We start from the raw sequence: 17,854 nt of genomic DNA on the forward strand, positions 1-17,854 counted from the left end.
GCCGCACCCCCGAGGAGGAACCATGGCGCAGCGCGCCGCGGGGTCGGCCACCTTGGCCGACGTCGCCCGTGAGGCGGGAGTGTCGCTCGCGACCGCGTCGAGGGCGCTCAACGGCGGGACCAGACAGGTCAGCGGCAACCTGCGCGAATCGGTGCTGCGGGCCGCGGAACGGCTGCGGTACACCGCGAACGTGCCCGCGCAGGCGATGGCGCGCGGCCGCGGCAACGTCGTGGGGCTGCTGGTGCACGACATCGTCGACCCGTACTTCTCCTCGATCGCTTCCGGGGTCATGCGCGTGGCCGCCCGGCACGGGCTGACAGTCACCATCGCGAGCACGGAAAACCGGCCGGAGAAGGAACTCGAATACGTCACGACGTTGCGCGGGCAACGGGCGCGGGCGGTCATCCTGGCCGGTTCGCGCAACGAGGACAGTGCCCTGCAACAGAATCTGACCAAGGAGCTCAAGGCGTTCGAAGCCGCCGACGGCCGCGTGGTGGTGATCGGGCAGCGGAAACTGCCGTTCGACACGGTCATGCTGGAGAACCGGCCGGGAGCCGCCGCCCTCGGCGAACAACTCGCCGGGCTCGGACACCGCGACTTCCGCGTGCTCGCCGGGCCGCCGGGACTGCTGACCTCGCGCGATCGCGTCCTGGGCTTCCGCGACGGACTCGCCCGCCACGGCGTCTCCCTTCCCGAAACCCAGGTCCTGCACGCGGAATTCACCCGCGACGGCGGCTACGCGGCGATGGTGCGGGCGCTCGAAGGCGGGTTCAGCCGGGGCTGCGTCTTCGCGGTCAACGACGTGATGGCCGTCGGCGCGATGGCCGCCTGCCGCGACCGCGGGGTGGAGGTGCCGTCGCCCATCGCGATCGCGGGGTTCGATGACATCATCACCTTGCGCGACATCAGGCCTTCACTGTCCACCGTGCGCGTCCCGATCGAGACGATGGGGGAACAGGCGCTCGACTTCGTCCTCGCCGACCGCGCGGGCAGCCCGCGCGTCAAGCCGGTCACCGGCGAGGTCGTGCTGCGGGAAAGTACACAACTGCTGGAGGAACGATGATCCGCCCTGGACTGTGTTCGGTGACGCTGCGGCGGCTGGACGCCGACGAGGTCGCCCGCCGTGCCGCGGAAGCGGGTCTGCGGGTGATCGAGTGGGGCGCCGACGTCCATGTGCGCCCCGGCGACGACTGGGCCGCCGACCGCGCGCTGGAAGCCATGGCACGGCACGGGCTGACCTGCGATTCCTATGGCTCCTACTTCCGCGCCACCCCGGTGGAGGCCGGGAAGTTCGGGGACATCGCCGCCACCGCGGTCCGGCTCGGCGCCACCAGGATCCGGGTGTGGGCGGGCAAAGCGGGCTCGGCGGACGTCGACCCCGAGGAACGGGAGCAGATCGTCACCGGTCTCCGCGAGGCCGCCGACGTCGCGAACGAACACGGTCTCGAAGTGGCGCTGGAGTTCCACGGCGGGACGCTGACCGACACCGCCGAGTCGACAGTGCGGCTGCTCGAAGAAGCCGGCCGCGACAACCTCGGCACCTACTGGCAACCGCCGCAGGACCTGCCGGACGAACCGGCGCTGGCGGGACTCGAACTCGTCCTCGACCGGGTCCGCGCGGTGCACGTGTTCTCGTGGTGGCCCAGTAACGAGCGGCATCCACTGACCGCCAGGGCGGAGTTGTGGACGCGGGCGTTCGCGCTGCTCGCGAAGACCGGGCGGCCGCTCGACGCGCTGCTGGAGTTCGTCCCGGACAACGATCCCGCCCTGATCCCGGGCGAGGCCGACTCCCTCCGCAAGCTGATCGAGGCGGGCGCGTGAGGTTCACCGAAGCCGACCGCCTGCTGTTCGCCGGCGACTCGATCACCGATTCCGGCCGCGACCGCGAGGATCCCGCGTCGCTGGGCAAGGGGTACGTCCGGCAGATCGCCGACCGCCTCGGCGAGGGCCCGGAGGTGCTCAACAAAGGCCTCAACGGCAACCGGATCTACGATCTGGAGGCCCGCTGGACCACCGACGTCCTCGCGTTACGGCCCACCGTGCTGACCGTGAAGATCGGCATCAACGACACCTGGCGGACGTTCGACCGCGGCCTGCCGAGCCCGGTCGGAAAGTTCCGCGCCGCCTACTCCCGGCTGCTGGCCGATGCGCGGCAGCACCTCCCGGCGGAGCTGTACGTCATCACGCCGTTCCTGCTGCCGGTCGAGCCGGAACAGCACGAATGGCTCGACGACCTGGCTCCCCGGATCGAGGTCGCGGTCGACGTGGCGACGGAGTTCGGCGCGCGCCTGGTGCGCGCGGACCTGTTCATGCCCAGGGCGGCGGAAGAACACGGGGCCGCGACGCTGGCGCCGGACGGCGTCCACCCCAGCCCACTCGGTCACCGCCTGCTCGCCGAGGCGTGGCTCGCCACGGCCGGTGCTCCGGTCGAAGGGGCCCCGCTCTCCTAGCGGATACAGTTGCCCTGGTGAACCTGAATGCCATCGGATCCGTGTGCACTCCAGGAGATCAGGGGGCGGCGTGACACGTGAAGGTGAGCTCGTCGCCGGCCGGTACCGGCTGGAGCGCAAGGTCGGCCGGGGCGCGATGGGCGTGGTGTGGCAGGCGCGGGACGAACGGCTCGGCCGGACGGTCGCGGTCAAGCAACTGCTGCCGGGCACCGTGCCGGACGACGCCCCGTTCCGCTCGATCGTGCGCGCGATGCGGGAGGCGCGGGTCGCCGCGAAGCTCAAGCACCCGCACGCCGTCACCGTGTACGACGTCGCCGAGCAGGACGGGACGCCGTTCCTGATCATGGAGTTCCTGCCGTCGCGGCCGCTCACGGACCTGCTCGCGGACGACGGCCCGCTCCCGGCGGGGCGGGTGGCGGAACTCGGCGCGCAGATCGCGTCGGCGCTGGCCGCCGCCCACGCGGACGGGATCCTGCACCGCGACGTCACCCCCAACAACGTCCTGATCACCGAGGACGGGCAGGCGAAGATCGCCGACTTCGGGCTGTCCCACGCCGCGGGCGAGGGGACCATGACCGGCGGCGGGCTCGTCGTCGGTACTCCGGCGTTCCTCTCCCCCGAGGTCGCCGACGGTGCGGAACCCGGCTATCCGTCGGACGTGTTCTCCCTCGGCTCGACGCTCTACACCGCGCTCGAAGGCGCGCCGCCGTTCGGCACCGACGGCAACCAGATCGCGCTCCTCAAACGGGTCGCCCGCGGCGAGATCACCGCGCCGCGCAACTCCGGCCCGCTCACCGACGTCCTGCTGCGGCTGCTCCGGCACGCGCCCGGCGAGCGGCCGGACATGGCCGAGGCGGAGCGGATGCTGACCGCGGTCGCCGAGGGCCGTCCTGCGGTTCTCGCCGGTACGAAACGACTTCCCGCGCCGACCGGCCCTTCGAAGCTGCCGCTCGCCATCGGTGGTGGTGTGGCGGTGGCCGGTGCTGTCTTGGCGGGAATCCTGCTGTTCGACGGCGGCCCGGCCGAGAAACCCGTGGCGGCGCCGCCCGTGCCCGGGCAGAGCACCAGCGTCGAGCGGCCGGTGTGCGAGGCGCGCTACGAGGTGACCAATCGCTGGCCCGGCGGCTCGGAGATCCGGGTGTCGGTGCGGAACGCGAAGGACACCCGGCTCACCGGCTGGGAGGTCAGCTGGACCATGCCGCCCGGCACCCGCATCGCCAATCTGTGGAACGGTTCCCTGGCACAGGACGGAGACCGCGTGCGGGTGTCCGAACTGGACTGGAACGCGGTCCTGCCCGCCGGCGGGACGACCACCTTCGGTTTCATCGCGACCACCGACGACGGGGGCGGGAGTCCGCCGGTCGCTCAGTGCCGCAGCTCCTAGGACGGGCTGAAGGGGACTTTCCCCTCATCTCACGCGGTGAAGGGCGCTTTCCTCGCATCGCATGCGGGGAAAGCGCCCTTCAGCTCCACCGGGCACCTAACGGGCGGTCGATTCCCGCGCGTTCAGCCGAACGGGGACCTCGATCCGGCGCGGCCCGTCGTCCGGCGCCACCCCCTCGATGAGGTCCATCAGTGCGGTGGCCGCACGGGAGCCCACTTCGCGGGGATGCACGAACATCCCGGTCACCTGCGGCGAAGTGAGCCGGAGCGAGCCGCTGTCCACCGCGCTGCAGATGCCGAGTTCGGCGGGCACCGTGAGCCGCCGCCGGCGTGCCTCGTGGAGGACGCCGAGCGCGAGGTTCTCCGACGTCGTGAAGACGGCGTCCGGGCACACCGGCCGGTCGAGCAGTCTGCCCAGTGCCGCCGCGGTGCCTTCGGTGGTCGGTGGTTCGTCGATCTCGGCGACCACCGGCTCCAGGCCCCGCTCCCGAACCCAGCCGGTGTATCCCGCGACGAGGTCGGCCGCGTAGGAACGGCCGGTGTCGGTGGTGATCATCGCCGGTCGCTCATATCCGTTTGCAGCCAGGTGATCCAGCATCAGCCGGGCGGCCGCGACCAGGTCGTTGTCGACGACGACCGGGACGGGACACGGCGCCGCCAGCGGGCGGCCGGTGGTGACCAGCGGCCGGTCGCGGCACCAGCCGGTGGCGAAGAACGGCTCGTCACCGCGGGGATCGACGAGGATCGCGCCGTCGACGGCGAAGGCGTTCAGCCGGTCGAGGTCCGCGTCGGCCGGTGTCAGCAACAGCCCGTAAGAGCGTTTCGACGCGGCTTCGGCCGCGCCGTTGAGGACCTCGAGGAAGTAGTCCGAATTGGGCACGAGGGCACAGGCACTGCTCGCGTCGACCGAGTTCGCGAGCTGGATCGCCAGGGTCCGGCTGCGCCGGGTGACCAGCTGCCGCGCGTGGACGCTGGCCTGGTAGCCGAGGTCGGCCGCCGCCCGCGCGACGCGGCGCCGGGTGTCCTCGGAGATCCGGCCCTGGCCGTTGAGCACATGGGACACGGTCGTGATCGACACCCCCGCCGCGGCGGCGACGTCACGGATGGTCGGCGACACTCAGGCCTCCACGGGCGGTCCCCAGACGCGGTTCGGCCGGTCGGTGTCCAGCCGGTAGTCGGTGACATGGGCGGCGCCCAGCCTACGGCCGAGATCCGCCGCCGCCTCCAGCGGCCGCGCGGGATCCCGTTCCACCTCGCCCCGGCTGTTGCCGACGCCGACCACGATCCCGGCGAGGTCCTGACGCAGGTACCGGGTCAGTTCCTGGAACTGGGCTTCCAGGCCGAGCGTCGCGCCGCGATAGCTCTCCTCACACGAGATCACCACCGCCGCGCGTTTGTTCATCAACCCGGGCACGACCTCGCCGGTATGCGGCGAACTGCCCGAGGTGTAACAGAAAAGCCGGTCGAAGAACGTTTTGAGCCGCCCGGTCATGCCGTACCAGTGCAGCGGCGTCGCGTACACGATCGCGTCCGCCGGGAGGACGTGGTCGAACAACAGCCGCTCGTAGCCGTCCCCGATCCCACACGAACGATCGCTCAGACGGCAGCTGCGGCAATCCCCCAGCGGCGCTTCGACGAAGTCGGCGAGGTAGACGAAGTCGATCGTGTGGCCCACCTCCTCCGCGCCCTTGGCCAGCGCTTGGGCGAGGGCCCAGGAATTGCCTTCACGACGCGGGCTCGAACTGAGCACCAGGATCTTCACTCGGATCTCCCCGGAGAGACTGCAAAAACGCTTTTGCAGTCTCTCCGGGGCGGTTTCCCCTGTCAAGCGACCCAGGTCAGGTGACCAGGGTCAGGAGACCTTGGCGGCCGCCGCCAGGATGACCTCCGCGACGACGTCCGGCCGCGAGACCGACACGGCGTGCGAGGCGTCGACCCGGGTGACCTCCGAACCGGCACGCTCGCTCATGAACTCCTGCGCGGCGGCGGGGATGGCGTGGTCCTGCCCGGCGACCAGCGCCCAAGACGGCACGGTCTTCCACGCCGGCTCGCCGTCGAACGGGGTCGCCAGCGCGCGCTCGGTGACCGGGCGCTGGGTGACCGCCATGACCGCGGCGGTCTCGGCGGGGACGTCGGCCGCGAACACGTCCGAGAAGTTCTCGGGCTTGATCGACAGCTCACCCTGGGCGGCGAGGACGTTCGTGGTGTCCGGGCCGAGCTTGCTGCCCTCGAACCGGCCGGACAGCTCGAACACGCTCTCCCCCGCCTCCGGCTGGAAGGCGGCGATGTAGACGAGCGCCTTCACGTTCGGCGCGGTGGCGGCCGCGCGGCTGATCACCACGCCGCCGTAGGAATGCCCGGCCAGCACCACGGGGCCGGACACCCCGTTGACTACATCGGCGACGTAGTCCGCGTCGGACTCGATCCCGCGCAGCGGGTTCGACGCCGCGAGCACCTGATAGCCCTGCTCACGCAGCTTCGGGACGACACCGTTCCAGCTGGACGAGTCGGCGAAAGCACCGTGGACCAGGACGATGGTGGGCTTCTGGACGCTCATGGTGGCTCCTTCAGAGCTAGAGAGAACGATCGGTCTTTCTGCCTGAACAATGCTCGATCCGGAGGCCTTCCGCAACGTGACGAAGGCGACCTCGCGGAATGACCGTTCTTTCTCTAAGGTTGGGGAATGCCGACTGTCGACCGGGGCGTACACCCGAAGGTCCGGCTGCTCGAGACCGCTTCGCGGCTGTTCTACGCCGAGGGCATCCACGCCGTCGGGGTGGAGCGCCTGGTCTCCGAGGCGGCCGTGACCAGGGCGACCTTCTACCGCCACTACCCCACCAAGGACGACCTCGTCGCCGCGTACCTGAGCATGACGAGCGAGCGGATCCGCGAAGGCGTCCACGCCGTGACCCAGGGCAAACCCGCCCGCGAAGCGCTACTCGCCGCGCTGGGCATCATCGGCGACCGGACGCTGGACGACGACTTCCGCGGCTGCCAGTTCCTCAACGCCGCCGCCGAATACCCCGACCCCGCGCACCAGGTCCGCCAGGTGATCGACGACCACCGTGAGTGGTTCTTCGGCGCGCTCCGGGACCTCGCCCGCGACGCGGGACATGCCGATCCCGACCACGCCGCCCGCACCCTCGTCCTTCTCCGCGACGGCGCGCTGCACGGCGGGCACCTCGACGACGCCGGGACCGTCCGCGACACCTTGCGCCGTGCCGTGACCGACGTCGTCGGCTGACTTCTGCCCCTGTCCATGTCCTGTCCGATGTCGTCGTCACCGGCAGGACATTGCGTCTTCTCGACGGTCGTAACAAGTGCTACCTTCGCGAAAGGGGGCACGGCCGGACCGAGGAGCGGCGACGATGAGGCTTTCTCCCAGCGCGCACGCCGACCCGTTCTGCCGCGACCGGCTGCCTCCCGAAGACCACTGGCCCGTGCTCGAGTTCGAACTTCCGGAACTGCGCTATCCCGACAGGCTGAACGCCGCCACAGCGCTGCTCGACGAGACCGTCGCGCGTTTCGGCCCGGACCGGCCTTGCCTGCTGTCACCGGCCGAAACGTGGACCTACGGCGAAGTCCTCGCCCGTGCCAACCGCGTCGCCCACGTCCTGACCGCCGACTTCGGGGTGGTGCCCGGAAACCGGGTGCTGCTGCGCGGCACCAACACGCCGTGGCTCGCGGCGGCGTGGCTGGCGGTGCTCAAGGCGGGCGCGGTGGCCGTCACGACCATGCCGATGCTGCGGCGTGCCGAACTCGACAAGATCGTGGACCGCGCGCGGCCCACGATCGCCCTCTGCGACGAACGCCTGCTGGACGAACTCCCGCCCGGCCTGCCTGTCGTGTCCTACGGAACGGACCTCGCCGCCCGCGCGGCACGGCATCCGGCGACGTTCGCCGACGTCCGGACCGCGGCCGACGACGTCGCCCTGCTCGCCTTCACCTCGGGTACGACGGGATCACCGAAGGCGACGATGCACTTCCACCGCGATCTGCTCGCGATCGCCGACACGTTCTCGCGGCACGTCGTGCGGCCGGTGTCCGGCGATCTCTTCAGCGGCACGCCACCGCTGGCCTTCACCTTCGGACTCGGCGGGCTGCTGGTGTTCCCGTTGCGCGCGGGAGCGGCGACGCTCCTGATCGAACGCGCGACGCCGGCGGAACTCGCCGCCCTCGTCGCCGAGAAGGACGTCACCGTCCTGTTCACCGCGCCGACCGCGTACCGGGCGATCCTGAACTCCGGCGACGGGCGGCTCCTGGCCGGGGTGCGCCGCGCGGTCTCGGCGGGCGAGTCGCTGCCCGCCGCCGTGGCCGAGCGGTTCCGGGAGACCGTCGGAAGGCCGCTCATCGACGGCCTCGGCAGCACGGAGATGCTGCACGTCTTCATCTCCGCGGCGGACGAGGCGGCCCGGCCCGGCGCGACCGGGAAGGTGGTGCCCGGCTACCGGGCCGCCGTCCTGGACATCGACGGCACACCGGTTCCCGACGGCACACCCGGCTTCCTCGCGGTGCGCGGCCCCACCGGCTGCCGCTACCTGGATGACCCGCGCCAGCGCGACTACGTGCGCGACGGCTGGAACATCACGGGCGACACCTACCTCCGTGACGCCGACGGCTACTTCAGGTTCGTCGCGCGGAGCGACGACATGATCATCTCGTCCGGCTACAACATCGCCGCCCCCGAAGTCGAGGAGGTCCTCCTCACCCACCCCGACGTGGCCGAATGCGCGGTGGTGGGGACGCCGGACCCGGACCGCGGTTCGGTCGTGACCGCCTTCGTCGTGCTCCGGCCGGGGATCCCGGCGGGCCCCGCCGTCGCCCGCGCGCTGCAGGACCACGCGAAGGCGACCGCGGCGCCGTACAAGTACCCGCGGCGCGTCCGGTTCATCGACGCGTTGCCGCGTAACGCGAGCGGGAAGCTGCAGCGGTATCTGTTGCGGTCCTCCGCCTGAGCCCTTTCAGCGGATACCGCGGCGCTGATCGTCAGTCCTCGTTCCCGCGCCGTCCGAGCGCGTGGAACAGCGCCGTGGCGAGGACGAGGCCTTCGCGGGCGATACCGGCGAGCAGATGCTCGTCGGGCGCGTGCTGGAGGCAACCCGGATAGGAATGCGGCACCCACAGGGTCGGCAGGCCGAGGATGTCGGTGAACACGTGATTCGGCAGACCGCCGCCGAAACTGGGCAGGATCGCGACCGGTCGGCCGGAGACCTCGTCGAGCACGCCCTTCGCCCAGCCCACCCAGGGGTCGTCGACCGGCGTGCGGCTGGCCCGGAAACTGCCTTCCGCGGTGACGTCGACCATCGAAAAGCCGTGTGCGGCAAGGTGTTTCGTGACCTCGTCCGCCACCGCGCCGACGTCGGTGCCCGCGACGTACCGGAGTTGCAGCATCGCGCGGGCGCGGCCGGGGATGGCGTTGACGGGCCGGTCGATGTCCGCGGCCCCCAGCGAGAGGACTTCGAGCGTGTTCCAGCCGTACAGCCGCTCGGCCACGGTCAGCCTGGTGTCGCCCCAGCCGTCGTCCGGCACCGGATCCCCGGGCCCGTTCGCGATCTCGAGGCCGGCGAGGGCTTCGCGGACGCTTTCGGGAAGTTCGGGCGGCAGGAGCCCCGGCACCTGGATGCGGCCATGGCCGTCGACGAGACAGGCGATCGCGCCGGCGAGGGTGGTGGCGGGATTGCGCAGCACGCCACCCCAGTTCCCCGAGTGGTAGGCGTCGGGGCGCAGATCGACGTCGAGGGTGAGGTGGACACTGCCGCGCGCGCCGAGGAACACCGTCGGCGTCGCGGCGTCCAGGCGGGGGCCGTCGGAGGCGATGAGGAGGTCCGCGCGCAGCGCGTCCCTTTGCGCCGCCACGAATTCGTCGAGCCCCGGGGAGCCGATCTCCTCGCCGGTCTCGAACAGGAACTTGAGGTTGAAGCCGAGGGAACCCTGTTCCGCCAAGAGGAACCTCAGCGCGGTCAGGTTGATCAGGTGCTGTCCCTTGTTGTCCGCCGCACCGCGGCCGTACCAGCGCTCGCCGTCGGCGGTCAGCGTCCACGGGTCCCGGCCTTCGCTCCACCTGCCCTCGTGCCCGTCGACGACGTCGGCGTGCCCGTAGCACAGGAGGGTCGGCAGCTCCGGGGATTCGATCCGGGTGCCGATCAGGAAGGGGCCGCCCGCCGGGTCGGGATTGGGATGGGTCGTCACCGAGCAGCCGAGCGTGGTCAGCGCCGGGGTCAGCACGTCGTCAAGGTATGCCTTGATGGCAACGCGGCCGTCCGGATGGTCGCTCACGGTCTGATACCGCACCAGCTCGGCCAGCTCGGCGAAGAAGGCCCCCGAGTCGACGTGTTCCCGGGCCTTCGAAACCAGTTCTGCGGGGACTGCCACGTGTTCTCCCGAGTCGCTCGCCGCTCGTGAGTGGTAATGACGGTTCTAACCGTCATTACCACTCACGAGCCGTTTGCCGCTTTACAACGTTGTATCAACGATGTAAAAAGGCCCTGACGGCTTGCCGTGGCCCGCCTCACACCGGTTCCCCCGGCCGCGGCTGTCCCCGGAGAAGGGTGTCGAGCAGATGTTGTCAACGTTGTCACCTCATCGCCCCCGAGGCAGATCCCGCGGTGCCACCCGGTTTCGGAAGTCACTGGCCACCGCGGTCGCGGTGGCCTCCGCCCTGGCGGTGACGTCGGGGGCCGCGACGGCGGCGGAGAGCGGCTGGAAAATGGGCAAGCCGCGCCTGACCACCCCGTGGACGAACCAGGTGTCCCCCTCCAACGCGTTGCCCGAATACCCGCGACCCCAGCTGGTGCGCGAGAACTGGCAGAACCTCAACGGGCTCTGGGAGTTCGCCGGCGCCGCTCCCGGCGAGGTCCCGCCGTTCGGCGAGCGACTCGCCGAACGGATCCTGGTCCCCTACCCCACCGAATCGGCGCTTTCCGGGATCCAGCGGCACGAGGACCACATGTGGTACCGGCGCACGTTCACCGTGCCGAAGAACTGGCATGTCGGCAAAGACAACACCCTCCGGATCAACTTCGGCGCCGTGGACTACAAGGCGAAGGTCTACGTCAACGGCAAGGAGGTGGCCGCGCACCAGGGTGGCTACGGCGCGTTCTCCGCGGACGTGACGCCGGCGCTGAAGCCACAGGGAGAGCAGGAGATCATCGTCGGCGTCGAGGATCGCGCCGACGCGACCTGGCAGCCCGTCGGCAAGCAGCGCCTGGTCCCCGACCGCGGGATCTTCTACGAAGGCGCCTCCGGCATCTGGCAGACGGTGTGGATGGAGCCGGTCGCGGCCCGGCACATCGGCTCGCTCGGCATGGTCCCCGACCTCGAATCGTCCGCGCTCAAGCTCACCGTCGACACCGGCGGGAGCGCCGGGCTGACCGTCGAGGCCGTGGTCCGTGACGGCAAGAAGGTGGTCAGCCACACCAAGGCGCCCGCTGCCGGGACGATCTCGCTGCCGGTGCCCCAGACGAAGCTCTGGTCGCCGGACTCCCCCTTCCTCTACGACCTCGACGTCGAACTGAAGGACGGCCGCCGCACCGTGGACAGGGTGTCGTCCTACTTCGGCATGCGGGAATTCGGCACCACGAAGGGGGCCGACGGCAAACTCCGGTTCACCCTCAACGGCAGGATCCTCTTCCTGCAGTCCACTTTGGACCAGGGTTACTGGCCGGACGGCATCTACACCGCGCCGACCGACGCCGCGTTGCGCTTCGACCTCGAACAGCACAAGGTCCTCGGGTTCAACACCGTCCGCAAGCACATCAAGACCGAACCCGATCGCTGGTACCACCACGCCGACAGGCTCGGCCTGCTCGTCTGGCAGGACATGCCGTCGATGCGCACCGGTGGCCGCCCGCCCGTCGACGCCCAGCGGCAGTTCAAGGCCGAGTTGACGGAACTGGTGGAGCAGAAGAAGAACTGGACCTCGATCGTGGGCTATGTGCCGTTCAACGAGGGCTGGGCGGAGTGGTCGCGCGAGGAGACCGGGAAGATCGCCGACAGCGTCAAGGCCCAGGACCCGACCAGGCTGGTCAACGCGCACAGCGGGGTCAACTGCTGCGATTCCCTCGGCGACTCCGGCAAGGGTGACGTCCTCGACTGGCACGCCTACCCCGGCCCCGCGAAGCCGATGCCCGACGCCAAGCGGATCTCGATCGACGGCGAACACGGCGGCTACGGTCTCGAGGTCAAGGACCACATGTGGTTCGGCGAGGGCCACGCCTACGAGATGGTGAAGGACCAGGCGACCTTGAACAGCCGCTACGTCCAGAATCAGCGTGACGTTCTCGCGTCCGCTCAGAGCTGCGGCATCAGCGGCTCGATCTACACGCAGATCACCGACGTCGAGCACGAGGTCAACGGCTTCTTCACCTACGACAGGCAGGTGAAGAAGATGGACTTCGCGCAGGTGCGCGCGGTCAACCAGGCGATCATCTCGGGCGCCGACGGCAGCGGCTCGGGCGCGCCGGACCCCGGGCCCGGCACCCCGGGCCTCGACGGCGTGCACGCGTACAAGTTCGACGAGGGAACCGGTTCCCGTGCCGCGGACTCGGTCGGCGACGCGGACGCGACGCTGACCAACGCGCACTGGGTGGACGGCGCGCTGGCCTTCACGGGTAACGGGCAGGCCGACACCGGAGCGAATCTCGTCGACACGGCGGGCAGTTATTCGGTTTCGGCGCGGGCGAAACTGGACGAGGCGGGCGGAGCGTTCCAGACAGTCGTCAGCCAGGACACCGGCCGCGACAGCGCGTTCTTCCTGCAGTACTCCGGGCAGGACCAGCGGTGGGCGATGAGCTTCGTCGGTCTCCGCGCCCTGTCGCCGGAGAAGCCGGAAGCCGGTCGCTGGTACCACCTGACCGGCGTCCGCGACGCCAAGGCCGGCACGTTGTCGCTGTACGTCGACGGCGTGAAGGTCGCATCGCAGAACGCCTGTTCCGCCGCGCGCAGCACCGGCCACACGGTGATCGGCCGCGGCCAGTACGGCGGTCAGCAGGTCGACTTCCTGCGCGGGGCGGTGGACGACGTCCGGCTCTACGACCGGCCGCTGTCCGACGCCGAGGTCGCGACGCTCGCGAAGCGGGACTGAGCGGTGAGCGCGGCGCCGGGAATGGTCCCGGCGCCGCGTGCGGTCACCCCTCGCATCTCCACCGGTCTGGCCGGTGTGACCGGACCGGTTCCGCCGCGGCCGGGCCCCCGCAAATTGGTCGGACTTCCTACTTTAGGATGTCCACGGGAGGCTTCATGAACGACGTCCTGTTCTTCGTCCACAGTGGAATCGGCCGGATCACCCTGAACCGGCCGCGTGCGCTCAACTCGCTGAACCACGGCATGGTCCGCGCGATCGCCGGACAGCTCGAGGCCTGGCGTTCCGATCCGGCGGTCCACGCCGTGCTGATCGACGGAGCCGGGGAACGCGGGCTCTGCGCGGGCGGCGACATCCGCGCCATCCACGAGGACGCCAAGGCGGGCGGGACAGCCTCGTTGCGGTTCTGGGCCGACGAATACCGTCTGAACGCGCTGATCTCGCGTTACCCCAAGCCGTACCTGGCGCTCATGGACGGTCTCGTGATGGGCGGCGGGGTCGGCGTCTCCGCGCACGGCAGCCACCGGATCGTCACCGAACGCTCCCGGATCGCCATGCCCGAGGTCGGCATCGGCTTCGTCCCCGACGTCGGCGGCACGTACCTGCTGTCCCGCACGCCCGGGCAACTCGGCACGCATATCGCCCTCACGGCCGGGTCGATCGGCGGATCCGACGCGATCCACTGTGGACTCGCCGATCATTTCCTGCCCAGTGCCCGGATTTCCGAGCTGCCCGACGCGCTCGCGTCCCACGGGCCGGACGCCGCACTGGAGCTGCTCACCGAACCCGCGCCGCCGAGCGATCTCGCCGCGGACGCCGCGTGGATCGACCACTGTTACGCGGCGGACACGGTCGAGGAGATCCTCACCCGGCTCCACTCCGCGGGCAGCGCGGCGGCCACCGCCGCCAAGGAGATCGAGGCCAAGTCACCGACGGCGGTGAAGGTGACCCTGCGCGCGCTCCGCACCGCGGCGACGCTGCCCGATCTGGAATCCGTGCTGGCGCAGGAATACCGCGTCTCGTACCACCTGCTGCGCACGGCCGAGTTCGCCGAGGGGATCCGCGCGCAGATCATCGACAAGGACCGTTCCCCGCGCTGGTCCCCGGCGACCTTGTCCGAAGTGGACGACACGCTGGTCGGCTCCTGCTTCGCCGATCTCGGCGACGACGAACCGGGACTTTTCATTCCTGGCCGGTGAGCGTCCGGTACAGCGGCCGCAGCAGTTCGGTGACCGAGGTCCCGTCCACCGTCGCCGCGAGCGGCGGCACCTCCCCGAGCAGCCCCAGCGCCGCCCCGGCCTGAGGTCGTCGCGCGCTCACCCGCGTGACGTCGCCCGCCGGGCCCCAGCCGAAGAAGTCGTCCATGACCTCGGCGAGGCCCGGTGCTTCCGCGTCGGTGGACGGGGCCGTGACCCGCGCGCCCGCCTGCCGTCCGAGGTCTTCGAGCAGGGTGGCCTGGTCACGGCCGCGGAGCGCGAAGATCGTGAACGGATCGGTGTCGTTCTGCTCCGCCAGCGCCATCAGAGCGGCGATCAGGTGGTCGCACGGGACACGGGTGCCGGGGCACGTGCAGTCGAGCGACAGTTCCCGAGCCCCCTCGGGGAACAGCGGCACCTGCTCCGCGAAGAAGAAGCGTTCGATATCGTCCGGGACCCGACCGTCGAGCAGGGCCACAGTCGTGTCCTCGTCTTCCGCGAAGGCCGCGGTCACCGCTGTCCACACCTGCTTGCCGAAGGTCGGGAGTCCGATGCGGACCTCGTAGAACCGTTGCCGGGTCACGCGTATCCGGGCGACGGCGGCGGCGGGCCCGACCGTGAGCGTGTCGACGCGGCAGGGCGGGACGAGTCCTTTGTGGACGCCGAGTTCGTCTAGGGCGCGACGGAACCGGTCAGTCATCGGCCGCCTCCTGTCCCAAGGTGAAGACTTCCCGCAGCGAATCGGCGGACAGTCCGGTGAGCCAGTCCTCCCCGTCGGTGACGACGAGTCCGGCCAATGACTCCTTCTTGGTGATGACGGCGTCGATCCGTTCCTCGATGGTGCCGGGGCAGACGAACTTCCGCACCTGGACGCTCCGCCGCTGGCCGATGCGGAAGGCGCGGTCGGTGGCCTGCTCCTCGACCGCCGGATTCCACCACCGGTCCAGATGCAGGACGTGGGTGGCGGCGGTGAGGGTCAGGCCCGCTCCCCCGGTCCTCAGCGACGCCATCAGGATCGACGGCCCGGTGCCGGACTGGAAATGCTCGACGATCGAATCCCTGCGCCGCTGGGACAATCCGCCGTGCAGGTAGGCGATCTTCGCGTTGAGCCTGGCCGACAGATGCGGCACGAGCAGATGCCCGAACTCGGCGTACTGCGTGAAGCACAGCACGCGGTCACCCGAATCCAGGATCTCGGCGAGGAGTTCTTCGAGCCGGGTGACCTTGCCGGAGCGGTCCCCGAGCGGTGACCCGTCGTGCAGCAGATGCGCGGGATGGTTGCAGATCTGCTTGAGCTTGGTGATCGCGGCGAGGATGTTGCCGCGCCGTTTCACCCCGGCACTGTCGGTGATCTTGGTCATCATCTCGTCCACGGTCGCGCGGTAGAGCGTCACCTGTTCGCGGGTGAGGCGGTATTCCTGGACGATCTCGATCTTCTCGGGCAGGTCGGCGAGCACGGTGGGATCGGTTTTGAGCCGCCGCAACAGGAACGGTCGGGTCAGCCGGCGCAGTTCGGTGGCCGCGGCCGCGTCGCCCCGGCGTTCGATGGCCACCTCGAACCGCTCGCGGAACTCCTGCCTGCTCCCGAGCACGCCGGGGTTGAGCAGATCCGACAGGGACCAGAGATCGGCGAGCCGGTTCTCCACCGGTGTCCCGGTCAGGGCGACCCGGTGGCCCGCCGGGATCCGGCGCAGCGCCCGCGCCGGACCGGTGTTCTGGTTCTTGACCGCCTGCGCCTCGTCGAGAACGAGCCGGTGCCACCGGGTGCCCGCGAGTTCGTCGGCGTCCCGGGCGGCGGTCGAGTAGGTGGTGACGACGAGATCGGCGGCGGCGACACGCGCGGCCAGCCGGGCACCGTGCTCCCGGGACGCCCCGTGGTGCACGGTGACCCGCAGGTCAGGGGCGAACTTCGCCGCTTCCCGCTGCCATGTCCCGAGCAATGACATCGGGCAGACCAACAGCGTCGGGCCGACGTCGGCGCGCGCCCGCTCGATCGCTTCGAGCGCGAGAAGCTGGACGGTCTTGCCGAGGCCCATGTCGTCGGCGAGGCAGGCGCCGAGGCCGAGGGAAGCCATGAACGCGAGCCAGGCGACGCCCCGGTTCTGGTACGGCCGCAGGGTCGCCAGGAACGTCGGCGGCGGTTCGACCGGTTCGACGACCCGGTGCACGCGCCCGGTGAGGAAGTCGTCGATCCAGCCGTCGGTCGTCACCTCCGTGACCGGCAGCGGTGCGTCGTCGAACCCGTGGAGCAGCGCCAGCATCTCCGCCGGGGTCGGCAGGGGCGGCTTGTCACGGCCCGGGTCGCGGCGCAGGTATTCGAGGCCGGCACGCAGCAGTTCCGGATCGACGCTCACCCACCGCCCGCGCAGCCGCACCAGCGACGACTTCGCGGCGGCGAGCCCGGCCAGTTCCTCGTCCGTCAGCGCGTCCTCCCCAACGGCGAGCGACCAGCGGTACGAGGCGAGCTGGTCACGGCCGAGGCGGTGCACCGCGGCCTGGTCGACGGGCGCGCCGCGGACGGAGAGCTTGAGCGCGAGCTTCCGCCTGCCGCCCCAGCTCGCCGGGAGCTGGACGTCGAAGCCGGCCGCGACCAGCTTTTCGGCACCACCGTCGAGGAACTCCACGGTTTCGGCGACGGTGAGGTCGTAGAGGCCCGGTTTCTCGGCCTGGACCGCCGGGCCGAGCATCGGCAGCACCGCCGCGGCCCGGTCCAGTTCGGCGGCAAAAAGGCCTTCCGGGTCGGTGAACTTCGCGCCCGCCTTGCCGGACCAGACATCTTCGGCCGGGAGCAGGAGGCTGGGATCGGCCGTGGAGCGCAACAAGAACCGCAGCTGCCATTTGGTGCCGTCACCGGTCTGGTCGTCGGGGTCGTCGACCGGTCCGTACAGCGTGGGGACCTCGTCGAGCCGGAGGCAGACGGTGCCCTCGGTGAGGTCGGTGTCGCCGACGGCGTCCCAGGCCGCGATGCCCTCGGCGACGATCCCCATCCGGCCCGGCGCTTGGCTGACCCGGTCGTCCGCGCTGGTCAGCGCGTGGAGCCACGATCCGAACGGCCCCTCGCGGCCGTCGCTTTCCGTGGCGTGCCCCGCGGCGGCCAGCCGCTCGCGGACGGCGGCGTCGACCAGGGTGCGGAGGGCGTCGGTGACGAGCGCCGCCGGCTCCGCTCCGGGATGTTCGGCCCGGCCGACCGGCGGGGTCGCCGCGATCAGGGTCCGGAGCGCGACCGCGTCGCCGCCCCTGGCCACCGGCCGCCAGCGTGCTCGCGCCACGAGCTCGGTGCGCACGAGGGTGGGCAGCACCCGGCCTCGGCGCACCAGGTCGTCCGCCAGCCGGACGACGGCGCGGAGATGCCGGACGGAAGAGCCGTAGCCGACCGTCTCGGCCAGGTCTTCCAGCTCCGAGGGGTCGATCAGGAGCGCCGGCACCGACCAGGGTTCCAGTGTCAGTTCCCGTTGCGGGCGGCCACGGACGCCGAGCTCGGGTGAGGCGACCGGGCCGCCGGGCCGCGACGGCAGCAGCAGGACGGCCGACGCCGGCTTGCCGGGGTGCAGGGCGGTCAGATCCGCGACCGACGCGGCGAACGGATGCGGCCGGGCCGCGTTCGACGGCCGCATCGACGTCGTCGCCGGGCGGTCGCCGTGTTCGCCCCAGAGCACGATCCCCCGGCCAGGGGACCACAAACCGTGCACGACGAGTGGCGGCATGCTCCCCCTTCCACGATATGGTCCCTCCAGCATGCCCGTGGC

The 17,854-nt window shown here is 70.7% G+C and carries 14 protein-coding genes; 8 read left to right on the top strand and 6 right to left on the bottom strand.

Annotated elements, in window-relative coordinates:
• The first annotated feature begins 22 nt into the window (after window positions 1-22).
• The 4 genes from L324_RS07940 (at window position 23) to L324_RS07955 (ending at window position 3,834) form a co-directional block, all read left to right on the top strand.
• A complete protein-coding gene (locus L324_RS07940; RefSeq protein ID WP_037305373.1) occupies window positions 23-1,063 on the top strand; it encodes a LacI family DNA-binding transcriptional regulator in 1,041 nt (346 codons plus the stop codon).
• Window positions 1,060-1,821, top strand: a complete 762-nt coding sequence (locus tag L324_RS07945) for a sugar phosphate isomerase/epimerase family protein (RefSeq protein ID WP_173426357.1) — start codon at window positions 1,060-1,062, stop codon at window positions 1,819-1,821. The genes L324_RS07940 and L324_RS07945 overlap by 4 nt, the downstream gene beginning before the upstream one ends.
• Window positions 1,818-2,450 (top strand): SGNH/GDSL hydrolase family protein, encoded by a 633-nt coding sequence (locus L324_RS07950; RefSeq protein ID WP_037305374.1) that lies wholly within the window; start codon window positions 1,818-1,820, stop codon window positions 2,448-2,450. The genes L324_RS07945 and L324_RS07950 overlap by 4 nt, the downstream gene beginning before the upstream one ends.
• A 70-nt stretch (window positions 2,451-2,520) precedes the next feature.
• Window positions 2,521-3,834, top strand: coding sequence for a protein kinase domain-containing protein (locus L324_RS07955; protein WP_037305375.1), 1,314 nt, complete (start codon window positions 2,521-2,523; stop codon window positions 3,832-3,834).
• 96 nt (window positions 3,835-3,930) lie between these two features.
• Here L324_RS07955 and L324_RS07960 read toward each other — a convergent pair whose 3' ends face one another.
• From L324_RS07960 to L324_RS07970, 3 genes are all read right to left on the bottom strand, one after another.
• A complete protein-coding gene (locus L324_RS07960; protein WP_037305376.1) occupies window positions 3,931-4,950 on the bottom strand; it encodes a LacI family DNA-binding transcriptional regulator in 1,020 nt (339 codons plus the stop codon).
• Window positions 4,951-5,595, bottom strand: a complete 645-nt coding sequence (locus L324_RS07965) for a flavodoxin family protein (protein ID WP_037305377.1) — start codon at window positions 5,593-5,595, stop codon at window positions 4,951-4,953. It lies immediately after the preceding gene.
• Window positions 5,596-5,685: 90 nt separating this feature from the next.
• Window positions 5,686-6,390 carry an alpha/beta fold hydrolase gene (locus tag L324_RS07970; protein ID WP_037305378.1) on the bottom strand — a complete coding sequence of 235 codons (705 nt, stop codon included), beginning with the start codon at window positions 6,388-6,390 and terminating at the stop codon, window positions 5,686-5,688.
• A 126-nt stretch (window positions 6,391-6,516) separates the two neighbouring features.
• Here L324_RS07970 and L324_RS07975 point away from each other — a divergent pair, with 126 nt between their 5' ends.
• Window positions 6,517-7,077: a TetR/AcrR family transcriptional regulator gene (locus tag L324_RS07975; protein WP_037305379.1), complete on the top strand. Its 561-nt coding sequence runs from the start codon at window positions 6,517-6,519 to the stop codon at window positions 7,075-7,077.
• Between the two features lie 124 nt (window positions 7,078-7,201).
• Complete coding sequence (locus L324_RS07980) at window positions 7,202-8,788, top strand: AMP-binding protein (RefSeq protein WP_037305380.1); 1,587 nt, start codon at window positions 7,202-7,204, stop codon at window positions 8,786-8,788.
• A 31-nt stretch (window positions 8,789-8,819) separates the two neighbouring features.
• Here the strand turns inward: L324_RS07980 and L324_RS07985 are convergent, their stop codons facing one another.
• Window positions 8,820-10,205: a M20 family metallopeptidase gene (locus L324_RS07985; RefSeq protein WP_051173741.1), complete on the bottom strand. Its 1,386-nt coding sequence runs from the start codon at window positions 10,203-10,205 to the stop codon at window positions 8,820-8,822.
• Window positions 10,206-10,392: 187 nt separating this feature from the next.
• Here L324_RS07985 and L324_RS07990 point away from each other — a divergent pair, with 187 nt between their 5' ends.
• Together L324_RS07990 and L324_RS07995 are read left to right on the top strand one after the other, a co-directional pair.
• Window positions 10,393-12,915, top strand: coding sequence for a LamG-like jellyroll fold domain-containing protein (locus L324_RS07990; RefSeq protein WP_438938442.1), 2,523 nt, complete (start codon window positions 10,393-10,395; stop codon window positions 12,913-12,915).
• 155 nt (window positions 12,916-13,070) lie between these two features.
• Window positions 13,071-14,111: an enoyl-CoA hydratase/isomerase family protein gene (locus L324_RS07995; protein WP_037305382.1), complete on the top strand. Its 1,041-nt coding sequence runs from the start codon at window positions 13,071-13,073 to the stop codon at window positions 14,109-14,111.
• Here L324_RS07995 and L324_RS08000 read toward each other — a convergent pair.
• Complete coding sequence (locus L324_RS08000) at window positions 14,095-14,808, bottom strand: SWIM zinc finger family protein (RefSeq protein ID WP_037305383.1); 714 nt, start codon at window positions 14,806-14,808, stop codon at window positions 14,095-14,097. The two genes, L324_RS07995 and L324_RS08000, sit on opposite strands and share 17 nt — an antisense overlap.
• The gene (locus L324_RS08005; protein WP_037305384.1) at window positions 14,801-17,812 is read right to left on the bottom strand and encodes a DEAD/DEAH box helicase; all 3,012 of its coding nucleotides are present in this window, start codon (window positions 17,810-17,812) and stop codon (window positions 14,801-14,803) included. Before L324_RS08005 ends, L324_RS08000 begins: the two co-directional genes overlap by 8 nt.
• Window positions 17,813-17,854 lie beyond the last annotated feature (42 nt).

This window comes from Amycolatopsis orientalis DSM 40040 = KCTC 9412 (assembly GCF_000478275.1).
GTDB lineage: Bacteria > Actinomycetota > Actinomycetes > Mycobacteriales > Pseudonocardiaceae > Amycolatopsis > Amycolatopsis orientalis.